12 protein-coding genes are annotated in these 14,336 nt (G+C 75.5%); 6 read left to right on the plus strand and 6 right to left on the minus strand.

Annotated features, from left to right (window positions below):
- Nucleotides 1–14: 14 nt before the first annotated feature.
- The 6 genes from O7605_RS01160 to O7605_RS01185 all read right to left on the minus strand — a co-directional run bounded on the left by O7605_RS01160 (nt 15) and on the right by O7605_RS01185 (nt 8,481).
- Nucleotides 15–1,187: an alkaline phosphatase family protein gene (locus O7605_RS01160; protein ID WP_269737492.1), complete on the minus strand. Its 1,173-nt coding sequence runs from the start codon at nt 1,185–1,187 to the stop codon at nt 15–17.
- On the minus strand, nt 1,184–1,948 hold the full coding sequence (locus O7605_RS01165; RefSeq protein ID WP_269738661.1) for a methyltransferase domain-containing protein: 765 nt from the start codon (nt 1,946–1,948) through the stop codon (nt 1,184–1,186). Before O7605_RS01165 ends, O7605_RS01160 begins: the two co-directional genes overlap by 4 nt.
- A 36-nt stretch (nt 1,949–1,984) precedes the next feature.
- Nucleotides 1,985–5,383 carry an error-prone DNA polymerase gene (locus O7605_RS01170; RefSeq protein WP_269737493.1) on the minus strand — a complete coding sequence of 1,133 codons (3,399 nt, stop codon included), beginning with the start codon at nt 5,381–5,383 and terminating at the stop codon, nt 1,985–1,987.
- An 87-nt stretch (nt 5,384–5,470) separates the two neighbouring features.
- Nucleotides 5,471–7,186: a DNA polymerase Y family protein gene (locus O7605_RS01175; RefSeq protein WP_269737494.1), complete on the minus strand. Its 1,716-nt coding sequence runs from the start codon at nt 7,184–7,186 to the stop codon at nt 5,471–5,473.
- On the minus strand, nt 7,179–7,904 hold the full coding sequence (locus O7605_RS01180; protein ID WP_269737495.1) for a hypothetical protein: 726 nt from the start codon (nt 7,902–7,904) through the stop codon (nt 7,179–7,181). The genes O7605_RS01175 and O7605_RS01180 overlap by 8 nt, the downstream gene beginning before the upstream one ends.
- Nucleotides 7,905–8,031: 127 nt before the next feature.
- Complete coding sequence (locus tag O7605_RS01185; RefSeq protein ID WP_164449204.1) at nt 8,032–8,481, minus strand: SAV_6107 family HEPN domain-containing protein; 450 nt, start codon at nt 8,479–8,481, stop codon at nt 8,032–8,034.
- A gap of 572 nt (nt 8,482–9,053) precedes the next feature.
- On the opposite strand from O7605_RS01185, the gene O7605_RS01190 reads away from it, so the two are divergent.
- The 6 genes from O7605_RS01190 to O7605_RS01215 are packed head-to-tail and all read left to right on the plus strand — an operon-like array spanning nt 9,054 to nt 14,336.
- A complete protein-coding gene (locus O7605_RS01190) occupies nt 9,054–9,542 on the plus strand; it encodes a YbaK/EbsC family protein (protein WP_269738662.1) in 489 nt (162 codons plus the stop codon).
- Nucleotides 9,539–10,282, plus strand: coding sequence for a monooxygenase (locus tag O7605_RS01195; RefSeq protein WP_269737496.1), 744 nt, complete (start codon nt 9,539–9,541; stop codon nt 10,280–10,282). The genes O7605_RS01190 and O7605_RS01195 overlap by 4 nt, the downstream gene beginning before the upstream one ends.
- Nucleotides 10,279–10,869, plus strand: coding sequence for a GNAT family N-acetyltransferase (locus O7605_RS01200; RefSeq protein ID WP_269737497.1), 591 nt, complete (start codon nt 10,279–10,281; stop codon nt 10,867–10,869). The genes O7605_RS01195 and O7605_RS01200 overlap by 4 nt, the downstream gene beginning before the upstream one ends.
- Nucleotides 10,866–11,705 carry a carotenoid biosynthesis protein gene (locus tag O7605_RS01205; RefSeq protein WP_269737498.1) on the plus strand — a complete coding sequence of 280 codons (840 nt, stop codon included), beginning with the start codon at nt 10,866–10,868 and terminating at the stop codon, nt 11,703–11,705. Before O7605_RS01200 ends, O7605_RS01205 begins: the two co-directional genes overlap by 4 nt.
- Nucleotides 11,702–12,829: a glycosyltransferase gene (locus O7605_RS01210; RefSeq protein ID WP_269737499.1), complete on the plus strand. Its 1,128-nt coding sequence runs from the start codon at nt 11,702–11,704 to the stop codon at nt 12,827–12,829. The genes O7605_RS01205 and O7605_RS01210 overlap by 4 nt, the downstream gene beginning before the upstream one ends.
- A 19-nt stretch (nt 12,830–12,848) precedes the next feature.
- On the plus strand, nt 12,849–14,336 hold the full coding sequence (locus O7605_RS01215) for a phytoene desaturase family protein (RefSeq protein ID WP_269737500.1): 1,488 nt from the start codon (nt 12,849–12,851) through the stop codon (nt 14,334–14,336).

A 14,336-nucleotide genomic window follows, 5' to 3' on the forward strand; every position in this document is an offset into this window, starting at 1 on the left:
GACATTCCGGCCGGTCAGCCCCGCACCACCAGCAGCGGAACGGTCATCTCGGCCGCGGTGTCCGCACCGTGGAAGGCCACCAACCGGGACACCATCGGCGGCTCCGACCGGCTGGCCAGCACGGCGTACGTGTCGTTGCAGACCACTACGACGTCGCCGATCCGGTCCAGGTGGCCGGTGGCCACCGGCCCGAACCGGCCGCTGGCCACCACCTCCGCACGGGTGAGCACCCGGGCGGCGGTGCCGAGCACGGCCGACCAGGCGGCCACCACGTCGTCGGTGGCCCCGGGGGCGACATGCAGGTAGCGCACCCGGGGCTCGCCCGCCACCACCCGCACCCCGGCGGTCAACCGGGGGTCGGTGTCCAGGTCGAACCGGTCTCCGTGCGGGATGTCGAGCTGCCCGTGGTCGGCGGTGACCAGCAGCGCGGCATCGGGCGGCAACCCGTCCACCAGCCGGGCGAGCAATCCGTCCAACTCGGTCACCGCCACCCGCCACGGCAACGAGTCGACGCCGCTGAGATGACCGTGCCGGTCGACGTCCGGGTGGTAGGCGGAGACGAGGGTCGGACCGGGTCCCGCGGTCAGCGCCGCCAGCGTGGTGGCGGCCACCGCGTCGACCCCGACCGCGCCCCGGTAGTCACCGCCCCGGTTGGCGGCCAGGGTCAGACCGGTGCCACCGAACTCCGGCCGGCTCACCACGGTCACCGCCACACCCGCCGCCCGGGCCCGCTCCAGCTGGGTGGGGACCGGCTGCCAGCGCAACGGGTCGGGATCGCCGGCACGCCACTCGATGTGGTTGAGCACCCGCTCGGTGCCCGGACGGCACACGGTGAAGCCGAGCACCCCGTGCGCGCCGGGCGCCACGCCGGTGCCCAGGGTGACCAGGCTGGTCGGGGTGGTGGAGGGGAAACCGGAGGTGAGCGGTCGACCGGACGCGGCGGTCAGCCCGGTCAGCGTCGGCGCGTACGGCGCGGCGGTCGGGATCTGGTACCAGCCCAGGCCGTCGACCAGCAGCACCGCGATCCGGCGCACCCCGGACAGTTCGGTGGCGAGGCCGAGCGGATCCGCGACCCCGGGGACACCGAGCACGGCCAGCGCGCTGGGCAGTACGTCGGCGAGACTGCCGCCGCCGTAGGCCGGCGCGACGACCTCCAGCGGCCGGGCCCGGCCGAGCACGCCGGTCATGCCGGGCGGCGGGCGAACAGGTGCAGCTGGGCCGCGACGTCCCGCCAGGGTGGTTGGGCGGCGAGCGTCCGCTCCAACTCGACCAGGGCCGCCGCCTGGCCGTCCGCCACGGCCGCGGGCAGCAGATCGGCCAGGACGCGTACGCCGTGGATCTCCTCGACGGTGAGCCCCGCGGTGGCCAGCAGCGCGGCGGCGTCCTCGACGTCGAAGCGGCGGCGCAGGGTGTCCCGCTCGCCGGCGGTGCCGACCGGATCGGCGGCCAGGGTCGCGGCCACGTCGAGGTGCCCGTTCATCGCCCGGCCGAGCACCGCGGCGGCCCGCCCGGCGACCAGCACGCTCGCCGCACCGCCCGGTCGCAGCACGCCGGCCAGCGCGGACACCACAGGTGCCGGTTCGTCGACGACCTCCAGCACGGCATGGCAGAGCACCAGGTCGACGCTGGCCGGCTCGATCAGCCCGGCCAGCGCGTCGGCGTCACCCTGCACCGCGCGTACCCGCCCGGCCACCCCCGCCTCGGCGGCCCGGCGACTGAGCGCGGCGAGCGCGTCGGGACTGGCGTCGACCACGGTCACCCGGTGCCCGGCCCGGGCCAGCGGCACCGCGAAGCCGCCGGTGCCACCCCCCACGTCCAGCACGGTCAGCTCGGCGGCCGGCCGGCGGTCCAGCTCGGCGCGCAGCACCGACCAGACCACGGCGGTACGGGGGGTGAGCGGCGGCCCGGCCGGGCCTGGGGTCTGTTCCACCCGGTCGAGCCTAGTCAGCCGGGCGCAGATCGCCAGGGGGGCACCTGCCCACCGTCAGCGGAAGTCGCGGGAGGCGGGGCGGACCGGTGCCTCGATCGGGTCCAGCCGGTCGGCGACCAGGTTGACCACCCCCTCGTGCCGCTGCAGCCGGCCCCGCACCACCAACGCGGTGCTGGTGCGGGCCACCCGTCGATGCCGCTGCCACAGCCCCGGCGAGCAGGTGACGTTGAGCATGCCGGTCTCGTCCTCCAGGTTGAGGAAGGTGACTCCACCGGCGGTCGCGGGCCGCTGCCGATGGGTGACGATGCCACCGACCCGGATCCGCCGGCCCGGCTCCACCCGACCCAACCGGTCGATCGGGACCGCGCCCACGGCGTCCAACTGCGGCCGGATGAACCGGGCCGGGTGGTTCTCCGGCGACAGACCGGTGGCCCAGACGTCGGCGACCAGCCGGTCCACCTCCTCCATTCCGGGCAGCACGGGTGCCGCCGTACCGGTGACCGTGCCGGGCAGCCGGCCGGGCCGCTCCTGGGCCGCCGCGCCGGCCGCCCAGAGCGCCTGCCGCCGGGTCAGCCCGAAACAGGCGAAGGCGTCCGCGGTGGCCAGCGCCTCCAACTGGGCGGCGGTCAGCCCCACCCGCCGGGCCAGATCCGACATGTCGCGGTACGGGCCGTTCGCCGCCCGCTCGGCCTCGATCCGCTCGGCCACACCGTCGCCGAGGGTACGCACGCTGGACAGCCCGAGCCGGACCGCCGGGCCGCCCAGCCCCCAGGCGTGCGGCGGTTCACCCGCCCGGCTGCCCCAGCGGGTGTCCGGGGTGGACTCCAGCACCGGCTTCGCGTCGCTGGCGTTGACGTCCGGTCGGCGTACCTGCACGCCGTGCCGGCGGGCGTCGTCGACCAGGGTCTGCGGCGAGTAGAAGCCCATCGGCTGGGCGCTGAGCAGCGCGGCCAGGAACGGGCCCGGGTGGTAGCGCTTCAGCCAGGAACTGGCGTAGACCAGGTAGGCGAAGCTCATCGCGTGGCTCTCCGGGAAGCCGTAGCTGGCGAACGCGGTGAGCTTGCGGTAGACGTCGTCGGCCAGTTCGCCGGTGATGCCGCGCTCGGCCATGCCCCGGTAGAGCCGGTCGGCGATCTGCTCCATCCGCCGCACCGACCGTTTGGCACCCATCGCCCGGCGTAGCTGGTCGGCCTCGGCCGCGTCGAAGCCGGCCAGGTCGATGGCGAGCTGCATCAACTGCTCCTGGAACAGCGGCACGCCGAGGGTCTTCTCCAGCGCGTTGCGCATCAGCGGATGCGCGTAGGTCACCGGCTCCTGGCCGTTCTTGCGCCGGATGTACGGGTGCACCGAGCCGCCCTGGATCGGGCCGGGCCGGATCAGCGCCACCTCGACCACCAGGTCGTAGAACGTCCGGGGCTTGAGCCGGGGCAGGGTGGCCATCTGGGCCCGGCTCTCCACCTGGAACACCCCGACCGAGTCGGCCCGGCAGAGCATGTCGTAGACCTCGGGGTCGTCGAGCGTCATGTCGCCGAGATCCAGGCTCATCCCGATCATGTCGTAGCCGTAGTGCAGGGCCGACAGCATGCCGAGGCCGAGCAGGTCGAACTTGACCAGGCCGACGGCGGCGCAGTCGTCCTTGTCCCACTGGAGCACGCTGCGGCCGGGCATCCGCCCCCACTCCACCGGGCAGACCTCGATCACCGGCCGGTCGCAGATCACCATGCCGCCGGAGTGGATGCCCAGGTGCCGGGGGAACGTCTGGAGTTCGTTGGCGTACGCGACCACCTGCTCGGGGATCTCCGGCACGTCCACCGTGGCCACGTCGCCCCAGCGGTCGATCTGTTTGCTCCACGCGTCCTGCTGTCCGGGTGGGAAGCCGAACGCCTTGGCCACGTCCCGCACCGCCGAGCGGGGGCGGTAGGAGATCACGTTGGCCACCTGGGCGGTGTGTTCCCGGCCGTAGCGGGCGTAGACGTGCTGGATGACCTCCTCCCGGCGGTCGGACTCGATGTCCACGTCGATGTCGGGCGGCCCGTCGCGCTCGGGAGCCAGGAAGCGCTCGAACAGCAGCCGGTGCCGGACCGCGTCCACGTTGGTGATCCGCAGCGCGTAGCAGACCGCCGAGTTCGCCGCCGAACCCCGGCCCTGGCAGTAGATGTCCGCCCGCCGGCAGAAGTCGACGATGTCGTACACCACCAGGAAGTAGCCGGGGAAACCCAACTCCTCGATCATGTTCAGCTCGTGGTCGAGTTGCGCGTACGCCTGCGGGTGCGCCTCGCGCGGGCCGTAGCGTTCCCGGGCGCCCTGCTCGGTGAGGTGGCGCAGCCAGCTCATCTCGGTGTGCCCCGGCGGCACCGGGTACGCCGGCAGCTGCGGCGCCACGAGCTGGAGGTCGAAGGCCAGCTCGGCACCGAACTCGGCGGCCCGGGCCACCGCGCCCGGGTAGGCGGCGAACCGGGCCGTCATCTCGGCGCCGTCACGCAGGTGGGCGGTGCCCGCCGCGGGCAGCCAACCGTCGATCTCGTCCAGGCTGCGTCGGGCCCGCACGGCCGCCAGGGTGGTGGCCAGTCGACGCCGCCCCGGTGTCGCGTAGTGCACGTTGTTCGTGGCCACCGTGGGCAGGCCGGCGGCGGTCGCCAGCTCGGCCAGGGCGTCGTTGCGGTCGCCGTCGACCGGATGCCCGTGGTCGGTCAGCTCCACCGCCACCGTCTCCGCGCCGAACAGCGCGGTGAGCCGGTCCAGCTCGCGGGCCGCCGCGTCGACCCCCTCGGTGAGCAGGGCGGCCGGCACGTGCCCCTTGCGGCAGCCGGTGAGCACCAGCACGTGGTCGCGCAGGTCGGCGGCGATCTCCTCCAGCTCACCGTAGACCGGGCGGCCCTTCTCACCGCCCCGCAGCTGGGCGCGGGCGATGGTCGTGGCCAGCCGGGCGTACCCCTCGTGGCCGTGGGCCAGCAGCAGCAGGTGGTTGCCGTGCGGGTCGGGTACGCCGTTCTGCGGACCGGGCAGGCCGAGGGACAGTTCCGCTCCGAAGATCGTCGGCAGGCCCAGCGCGCGGGCCGCCTCGGCGAACCGCACCACACCGTAGAACCCGTCGTGGTCGGTGACGGCGAGTGCGGTGAGCCCCAACCGGACGGCCTCCTCGGCCAGTTCCTCGGGGTGGCTGGCACCGTCGAGGAAGCTGAAGTTGGTGTGCGCGTGCAGCTCGGCGTACGGCGGCACGCCGTCGGGCCGGGCCAGCTCCGGCGGCCGGTAGTGCTCCCGCCGCCGGCTCCACGCCGGCGAGTCACCCCCGTCGGCGTCGACCGCGAGCGGATCCACCACGTGCAGGTGCCGCCCCGCACCGCCGCCTTTCCCACCCCCGCCCGGCCCGTCGCCGCTCCTTCCGTCGCTCGACCGCCCGGAGAGCACCCGCTCCAACTCCGACCACGGCAGCCGGGGATTGTGGAAACTCACCACCCCCACCTCGCCGTCGCACCCCGTCCCCTCAGGATCTTGGTACGAAAAGACCCTCTGGAGGGCTGTTTCGTACCAAGATTCACATCAGTCATAGATCGCCTCCACCAGCCACTGGCCGGACTCGACGGCGAGCAGCAGGGCGCTGCCGTCGGCGAGGCGGACCTGGAACCGGGCTCGGCGGCGGGCCTCGGCCGGTGCCCACCACCGCTCGTCGACCGGCCACGGACCGGCCCAGCCGACGATCTCGACCGACGAGACCGGCCCACCGCGAAGGACGGTGGCCGAAGCGGCGGAGGTGGAAGCGGCGGCACCCGGGGTGGGATCGGGGCTGGTGGCCTGCGGTGACACCGGGCCGATGCTCAGCCGGGCCGGTGGCGCGCTGACCGCCAGCCGCGCGCTCACCACCACCGGCGCGCCGGTGGCGTCGAGCACGCTCGCGGCGAGCGGGACGGGCAGCACCACGGCCGGCGAGGGCGGCGGCAGCCGCCCCGGCCAGGACGGTACGGCCGGCCCGGTGTTCACCCGCCGCCCACCGGCACGGGCCGGTCCACCGCCGGAGGCCACCGGCCCGCCACCGGGGCGGGCGGGCCGGCGCTCGTCGCCCCAGGGCACCAGCCGGGTCTGGTCGGCCGGGGATCGCCCGCCGCCGAGCACCGCGGTGACCACCGCCTCGGGACCGAGCAGGCCCTGCACCCGACTCAGCGCGCGGTGCGCCCGCTCGCGTTCCGCGCCGGTCTCTCCCCACAGCCCGGGTTGCAGACCGGCCTGGGCCAGCACCCCGTCCGGCAGCAGCCGCAGCCGGATGATTCCGGCGGTGGGACGGGCCGGCCGGTCACCGCCGCGCCGGGCACCGGAGAGCCAGCCGTCCAGTTGCCAGCGGACCCGGTCGGCGATCGCCGCCGCGGTGAGCAGCCCGTCGTGCCGCCAGACCCGGTGCAGTTCCTGGCCGTGTGCGGTGACCGCCTCGATGCCCAGGCGGGTGCAGGCCAGTCCGTGCCCGGCGAGCCGTTCGTGCAGTTGCTCGGCCAGCGTCCGGGCCGCGAACGCCGCCACGTCGATCCGGTCGATCGGCTCGTCCAGGTCGGCGGTGACCGTCAGATCGGCCGGCGGGCGCCGGACCGCGAGCGGCCGGTCGTCCCGTCCGGCGGCCAGCCGGTGGGCCAGCGCCCCGTCGAACCCGAACCGGGCCAGTACGTCGCCGGCCGGCAGCGCGGCGAAGTCGCCCAGCGTGCGTACCCCCAGCCGGCGCAGCAGGTCGGCCAGCGCGGGGCGGCCGAGCGCCTCGACGGGCTGACCGGCCAGGAACTCCGATGTCCCGCCGGGCGGGACGATCCGCCCCTCGCGGGCGGCCAGTCCGGCGGCGAAGACCCCGGCGGCGACACCGATCTGACTCTCCACCGCACAACTGAGGGCGACGTGCTCGACGATCCGCTCAGCGGCCGCCTCCTCACCACCCAGATAGCGGCTCGGCCCCCGGGCGGCCAGCGCGCAGGCCCCCGGACGGATCACCTCGACTCCGACCGCCACCTCCTCGACCGCGGCCACCACCGGCTCGAACGCCCGCGCGTCCCGCCCCGGATCGTGGTCGACGACGGTGAGCCCGGAACAGCGTCCCTGCGCCTCCCGCCGACGCAGCCCTCGGCGTACCCCCTCGGCGCGGGCCCGTTCGGAGCAGGCGATCACCCGGTTGGCGTGCAGCACCGCGACCGGCCCGGTGGCGGGCACCCCGTCGACGATCTCGGCGGCGAGTACCGGCCAGTCCGGGCACCACAGCAGCAGTGTCCGGACCGGTTCACCCACGACCCGCCACCACCCGCAGGCGCGTGGCACCCGGCCGAGCGACGGTGGCCGGGCCGGGGATGACCCGGGTCAGCTCGTCACCGGGCAGCCAGACCTTGACCTCCCGGGGCCGGGCGGCGGCGCCCCGCCCGCGAGCCGAGATGGTCACCTCCCGGCGGCGCAACCGTCCCCGCCCCGGCCCGAGCCCCTGCCAGATCCCCCGGACCACCTGGAGCGTCACGTCCGCGCCGTCCCACCGGCCGTACGGCACCAGCACGCTGCCGCGTTGCCGGGCCCGCGCGGCCAACCGGTCGGCGACGGAGGCGGGGACGGTGGACGGGACCGCGGTGACCACCACGTCGACCCCGTCGATGAGCGCGGCGACGACGGTGGGCCACTCCGGACCGGGCTGCGGCACCAGGGCCAGCCGGTCCAGGACGATGCCGGCCTCGGCCGCCGCCCCGGCCCCGAGGGTCGGCATCCCGACCACGGCACACCAGGATCCGGCACGGGACGCCTCGGCGAGCAGCGCGAGCAACAGCGAGGTGGTGCCGCCGGGTCGGGCCGGTCCACCGCCGACCGCGACGGTGCTGCCGCGCCGCAGCCCCCGGTTGGGCAGCAACCCGGTCAGCTCGGGCCGCACGGGCAGCACCCGGTGCCCACCCGCCGGGTCGGGTGCGCTGGCCGGGCGGACCAGCCCGGCCAGCGCGGCGGAACCGACCACCATGCGGCCCGCCATCGGACCTCCCCCGTCGTCGCCACGGACATCCGGCCCGTGGATGGTGCTGTCGTGGATCAGAAGAACGCGTGTGGTGGGGCGGCGTCCGGCCACCCTGGGTCCCGCCGAGGCGGCCGGACGCCGCGGCTCAGGCGACGAGACCGTCGATCGCCGGCTGGTGTGCCAGGCCGAGTGCCGCCTCCACCACCGTCACGAACTCCTCGGCGGCGCGGAGCAGGTCGTCGGCCTCCCGGGCGGTCACCACCCGGGGTATGCCGGCCTCGGCGGCGGCCCGTTTGCCGGCACCGAGGGCGAAGTAGCCGGCCCACTCGTCGAGCTCGGGGGCGACGTTGGCGAGCAGGACCCAGACGCTGGTGATCCGGTGGCGCCGGGTGGGTGCGGGACGGGCGCGGGCGGCGAGCACCGCCGCGGCGGCGCGCAGGGCCGCGAGATGGGCGGCGGCGTACCGGAGTCCGTCGGGGCCGGTCCGGGCGGCCTCGGCGAGCCCCTGCCGGGCCACCGCGAGCAACTGGACGGGAGTACGGTGCGGCAGCACGTTCGCGGGCACCGTCGGTGCCTGAGCCGGACTGGTCGGCATGGTCTCCTCCAGATGAGCCGGGGCGGGCAGGTGCACGACGGGTCGGATCCGTCGACGCGGTGGCCCGCGGCGGTCGGTGCGGAGGAAGACGCACCAGGTGGGTGGCCGGCCGGGTGCGGAGCTTCCCCACACCACACCCGGCCGGCGTACCGGCGGGTCCGTCGTCCGCCGCCCGGGGGTCGTTGGGCGGCGGACGACGGTCCTGCCTGACGGGCCCGGACTCGCGACTGCCCGGGGCCCTGGTGCGGTCCGCGGCACCGCACCGGTCGGAGGCCGGTGCCGCGAAACACCCGCCCCCGAGAGGGGTTGGAACGAACGTTCGAGGCAATCGAACACTCGTTCTAACTACTGCTGACAGTACACCCTCCCCCCGACGAAAACGCAACGTGTGACGCGCCGACAACGTCGATCGGATCAGCAGCGTCCCGCGAGATGCCGCAACTCGCGGCTTCAACCGGCCCGGATACCGCGACATGCGGCAACCCGTGCCGCTGCGCCGGTCGCTGCGCGCCGACTCCCCGGGCGACGTGGCCGATGGCGCGGGCGGTCGGCGTACCGGGAAGAATGGCGGCATGCAGTCACACCCGAACGTCCGGGCGGTGCAGGGCGCTCTCGACGCCGCGAACGCCCGGAACGGCTCCGACGCGCCCGCCACGGTCCGCCTGCTGCCCGACGCCGTGCACACCGCCGCGGCCGCCGCCGAGGCGCTCGGTGTCGACGTCGGCGCCATCGCCAACTCGCTCGTCTTCGACGCCGACGGCACCCCGCTGCTGGTGCTCACCTCCGGCGCGCACCGGGTGGACACCGCCGGTCTGGCCGCCCGGCTCGCCGTCACCCGGCTGCGCCGGGCCACCCCGCAGTTCGTCAAGGAGCACACCGGACAGGTGATCGGCGGGGTCGCCCCGGTGGGTCACCCGCAGCCGCTGCGCACGCTCGTCGACACCGCCCTGGACAAGTACGACGAGATCTGGGCCGCCGGCGGCGTACCCCAGGCGGTCTTCCCCACCACGTACGCCGAACTGCTCCGGGTCACCGGCGGGACCCCGACCGACGTGGCGTGAACGGGTCGGAGAAGGTCCCCGAGCTGGTCACCCTGCACGTGTGGCGGATCGCGCCGACCGCCGTGGGCCGGGCGCTGACCCGGATGGCGGTCGATCCGCGCCGGCTGCGGGCCCTGCCCGGCGTCCGGTTCGGCAAGCTGCTCGGCACCGGGACCGGCACCGGCTTCGGGCCCGGCGACGCGGATCTGACCCGGTGGGCGGCGCTGACGGTCTGGGACTCCCCCGGCGCGGCCGCCCGGTTCGCCGACTCGCCGGTGGCGCGGGCCTGGTCCGGTCTCGCCCGCGCGGGCGTCCGGCTCGACCTGCGGCCACTGACCAGCCGGGGTGAGTGGTCCGGCCGGCGGCCGTTCGGGGCGCCCGCCGGTGGCCGGGTAACCGGCCCGGTGCTGGCGCTGACCCGGGCCCGGCTGCGCCCGACCCGGGCAGTCACCTTCTGGCGGGCGGTCCCGCCGGTGGCCGCCGCCCTGCACGCCGCGCCGGGGCTGCTGGCCCGCTTCGGCGTCGGCGAGGCGCCCCTGGGCTGGCAGGGCACGGTGAGCGTGTGGCGTGACGCGGCGGATCTCGTGGCGTTCGCGTACCGTCACCCGCAGCACCGGGCCGCGATCACCCGGACGGAGACCCAGCGGTGGTACGCGGAGGAACTCTTCGCCCGATTCGAGGTGCGGGACGTGGTCGGCGACCGGACGGTACTGGGGTGGGTCACCGACGACGGTGACCCGGCGAAGGGTGAACGGGCATGAGGTTGGTGCGGTGGACGCCGGACGATCTCCTCCGGCGGCTGGACGACGTGGTGGCCGTCTACGGCGAGGCGATGGGTTACCGCGCCGACCTGCTGGAGGCCCGCCGCGGCTACATCGCCACCCACGTACGTCGACCCGGCTTCCGCGCCGTGGCCAGCCTCACCAGCTCCGGTCAGCTGGCCGGATTCGGGTACGGCTACGTCGGCGCCGCCGGTCAGTGGTGGCACGACCAGGTCTGGCGGGCACTGGACCAACCCACCCGGCGGCGCTGGCTGGCCGACTGCTTCGAGGTGGTCGAGCTGCACGTGCGACCACCGGCCCAGGGGCACGGGCTGGGCGCCGGGCAACTGCGCGCCCTGCTCACCATGGCCGAGAACGCCACCACCCTGTTGTCCACTCCGGAGGCCGACGAACAGACCTCGCGCGCCTGGCGGCTGTACCGCCGCTTCGGTTTCGTCGACGTGCTGCGCGACTTCCGCTTCCCCGGCGACGAGCGCCCGTTCGGGGTGCTCGGCCGGGACCTGCCGCTGCCCGTGCCGGGACCGACACCGCCGTCGGCGCCGACCCCACCACCGGCCCGCTCATGACCGCACGCTCGCCGGGCCGTGGCTACGCCTGGACGCTGTTGGCCCTGCTGGTCCTGGCGCAGATCTGCTACCCGCTGACCGGCGGGGTCACCCGGGCCCGGCTGACCGTGGCCACGGTCGTGCTCGGCTACCTGCTCTCGGTGGGGCACGCCCTGGCCACCCGGGGGCCACGGACCGCGGCGGCGCTGGTCACGGTGGCCACCGGCGGCGGCTTCGCCATCGAGGCGCTCGGCGTGGCCACCGGCTTCCCGTTCGGCAGCTACGACTACTCCGGCCAGCTCGGCCCGATGCTGGCCGGCGTACCGCTGATCATCCCGCTGGCCTGGACCTGGATGGCCTGGCCGGCCTGGTTGGCGGCCACCCGGCTCACCGGCGGGGCACCCGGTCGGTGGCGCTGGCCGGGCCGGATCGCGTTGGCCACCGTCGGGTTGGCCACCTGGGACCTCTTCCTCGATCCGCAGATGGTGGCCGAGGGGCACTGGGTGTGGCGGGACGCCACGCCGGCCCTGCCCGGGCTGCCCGGCATCCCGATCAGCAACTACCTGGGCTGGCTGCTGTTCGCGGTGCTGATGATGACCGCGCTGCGTCCGCTCGCCGGGCCCACCGTGGCCACCACCGGCGCCGGCGACCAGCCGATGTACGCGCTCTACCTGTGGACGTACGGCTCCAGTGTGCTCGCCCACGCCGTCTTCCTCGACCTGCCCGCCTCGGCGGTGTGGGGTGCGGTCGGCATGGCGGTGGTCGCCGTACCGCTGGCCGTCACCCTGCTGCGGGCCCGACGGATCCGAGACCGGGACACCGGTTCGCCACGCTCCCCGGTCGACGTGGCGGCATGACCGCCGCGCTGGTCCTGTTGCTCGGCGTCACCGTGCTGACCGCGCACACCGTGGTCAACGCCGGCCGCTGGCTGCGCCGGCCGACCGACCGGCCGGTGCAGGTCACCGAGCCGGTGGCGGTGCTGCTGCCGCTGCGCGACGAGGCCGACCGGGTGACCCCGTGCCTGCGTGCCCTGCTCGCCCAGCGGGGAGTGCCCGGGCTGCGTGTCGTGGTGCTCGACGACGGCTCGGGCGACGGCACCGCCGAGGTGGTCCGCGCGGTGGTCGCCGACGACCCCCGGGTCACCCTGCTGACCGGGGTGGACCCCCCACCGGGCTGGCTGGGCAAGCCGCACGCCTGCTGGCAGCTGGCCACCCGCGTCGAGGAGCCGGCCACCGCCCTGGTCTTCGTGGACGCCGACGTGGTGCTCGAACCGTACGCCGTGGCGGCGGCGGTCACCGAGCTGCGCGCCGCCGGGGCGACGCTGCTGTCGCCGTACCCACGGATCGTGGTGCGGACGACGGCCGACCGGCTGGTGCAGCCGCTGCTGCAGTGGCTGTGGTTGACCTTCCTGCCGCTGCGGGCGATGGAGCGTTCGCCACGGCCGTCGCTGGCCGCGGCCGGCGGGCAGTTCCTGGTCGTGGACCGGGCCGGTTACCTGCGGGCCGGTGGGCACGCGGCCGTCGCCGACCAGGTGCTGGAGGACATCGAGCTGGCCCGGGCGGTGAAGCGGGCCGGCGGCCGGATCGCCCTCGCTGACGGCTCCCGGCTGGCCAGCTGCCGGATGTACGAGGACTGGCCGCAGCTGCGCGACGGCTACACCAAGTCGCTGTGGGCCTCGTTCGGGCACCCGGGCGCCGCGGCCGTGGTGCTGACCGTGCTGCTGGCGCTCTACGCCGCACCACCGCTGGTGGCCGGCGCGGCGCTGCTCGCCGGCGCGCCGACGGTGGCCGGGGTCGCCGTCGGCGCGTACCTGGCGGGGGTGGCCGGGCGGGTGGTCAGCGCCCGGGCCACCGGCGGCCGGGCCTGGCCCGACGCGCTGGGCCACCCCGTGTCGGTCGCGGTCCTCGGTTGGCTGACCCTGCGGTCGTACCATCTGCGCAAGCGGCGCCGCCTGTCCTGGCGTGGCCGTCCGGTCGGATAGGGCCCGGGAGGGACGCGGCATGGCGCGGATCGTGGTGATCGGTGCCGGGGTGGGTGGGTTGGCCACCGCGGCTCGGCTGGCCGTCACCGGGCACCAGGTGACCGTTCTCGAACGCGCCGAGGAGGTGGGCGGCAAACTCGGCCGGCACCGCCGGGACACCCCCGAGGGCGCGTTCCACTTCGACACCGGCCCCAGCCTGTTGACCCTGCCCGAGGTCTTCCAGGAGCTGTTCGAGGCGACCGGGGCGAAACTCGACGAGTACCTCGACCTGGTGCCGCTGGACCCGATCGTGCGGCACGTCTTTCCCGGTGGCGGCCCGGTGCTCGACTCCTGCGCCGACCCGGACGAGTTCACCGCCCGGATCGGCGCGGCCCTCGGCGACCGGGCCGCCGCCGACTGGCAACGGTTGTGGCGGCGCGCCGCCCGGGTGTGGCGGGCCTCCGAACGCGACATCCTGCGCCGCCGCGTCGACTCCCCCCGCGACCTGGCCCGGCTGGCCTGGCGGCTGGGCGACCTGGCCGCGATCCGGCCCGGCCAGAGCCTGCGCGGGCTGGGTCGCAGCCTGATCTCCGACCCGCGACTGCGGATGCTGCTGGACCGGTACGCCACCTACACCGGCGCCGACCCGCGCCGGGCACCCGCGGCACTGGTCGCGGTCCCCTACGCCGAGTTGGCCTTCGGCGGCTGGTATCTGCGCGGCGGCCTGGGCACCCTCGCCGACGCGCTGCTGTCCCGCTGCCTGGACCTGGGGGTGGCGGTGCGCACCGGCACCCCGGTCACCCGGATCGACGCGGTGGGCGGCCGGGTGCACGGGGTACGCGTCGCCGGTTCGGCAGTTCCGATCCCGGCCGACGTGGTGGTGGCCAACGTCGATGCGCTCAGCGTCTACCGCGACCTGTTGCCCGACGCGCGTCGGCTGGCCGGGCTCACCGACCGCAGCCTGGCCGGGTTCGTGCTGCTGCTCGGCGTACGTGGCGACTCCGGGCTGGCCCACCACAACGTCTTCTTCCCCACCGACTACGACGCCGAGTTCGACGCGGTCTTCGGTGCCCCCGGCCGGGGGGTACGGGCCCGCCCGGCCGTCGACCCGACGGTCTTCGTCACCGTGGCGAACGATCCGGCCGTCCGTCCGGCCGGGCACGAGGCATGGTTCGTGCTGGTCAACGCCGCCCGTCAGGGCACCGCACCGGGCGCGGTCGACTGGCGCCGGCCGGGGCTGGCCGAGGCGTACGCCGATCGGATCCTGGACGCGCTCGCCGAACGCGGCGTGGACGTACGCGACCGGCTGGTGTTCCGCGACGTGCGTACCCCCGCCGATCTGGCCGCCGCCACCGGCGCACCGGGCGGCACCATCTACGGCACCGCCGGTGGCCTGCTCCGGCCGGCCAACCGGGGACCGGCCCGGGGCCTGTGGCTGGTCGGCGGCTCCAGCCATCCCGGCGGTGGCCTGCCGATGGTGACCCTGTCCGCGCAGGTCGTCGCCGACGCGATCGGCCCCGCCTGGTAG

It is taken from the genome of Verrucosispora sp. WMMA2121, assembly GCF_027460185.1.
GTDB lineage: Bacteria > Actinomycetota > Actinomycetes > Mycobacteriales > Micromonosporaceae > Micromonospora > Micromonospora palythoicola.

Coding starts and splice junctions, on each gene's coding strand:
- O7605_RS01160 (WP_269737492.1), bottom strand. CDS start 1,187: ATGACCGGCGTGCTCGGCCGGGCCCGGCCGCTGGAGGTCGTCGCGCCG.
- O7605_RS01215 (WP_269737500.1), top strand. CDS start 12,849: ATGGCGCGGATCGTGGTGATCGGTGCCGGGGTGGGTGGGTTGGCCACC.
- O7605_RS01180 (WP_269737495.1), bottom strand. CDS start 7,904: ATGGCGGGCCGCATGGTGGTCGGTTCCGCCGCGCTGGCCGGGCTGGTC.
- O7605_RS01205 (WP_269737498.1), top strand. CDS start 10,866: ATGACCGCACGCTCGCCGGGCCGTGGCTACGCCTGGACGCTGTTGGCC.
- O7605_RS01200 (WP_269737497.1), top strand. CDS start 10,279: ATGAGGTTGGTGCGGTGGACGCCGGACGATCTCCTCCGGCGGCTGGAC.
- O7605_RS01190 (WP_269738662.1), top strand. CDS start 9,054: ATGCAGTCACACCCGAACGTCCGGGCGGTGCAGGGCGCTCTCGACGCC.
- O7605_RS01185 (WP_164449204.1), bottom strand. CDS start 8,481: ATGCCGACCAGTCCGGCTCAGGCACCGACGGTGCCCGCGAACGTGCTG.
- O7605_RS01210 (WP_269737499.1), top strand. CDS start 11,702: ATGACCGCCGCGCTGGTCCTGTTGCTCGGCGTCACCGTGCTGACCGCG.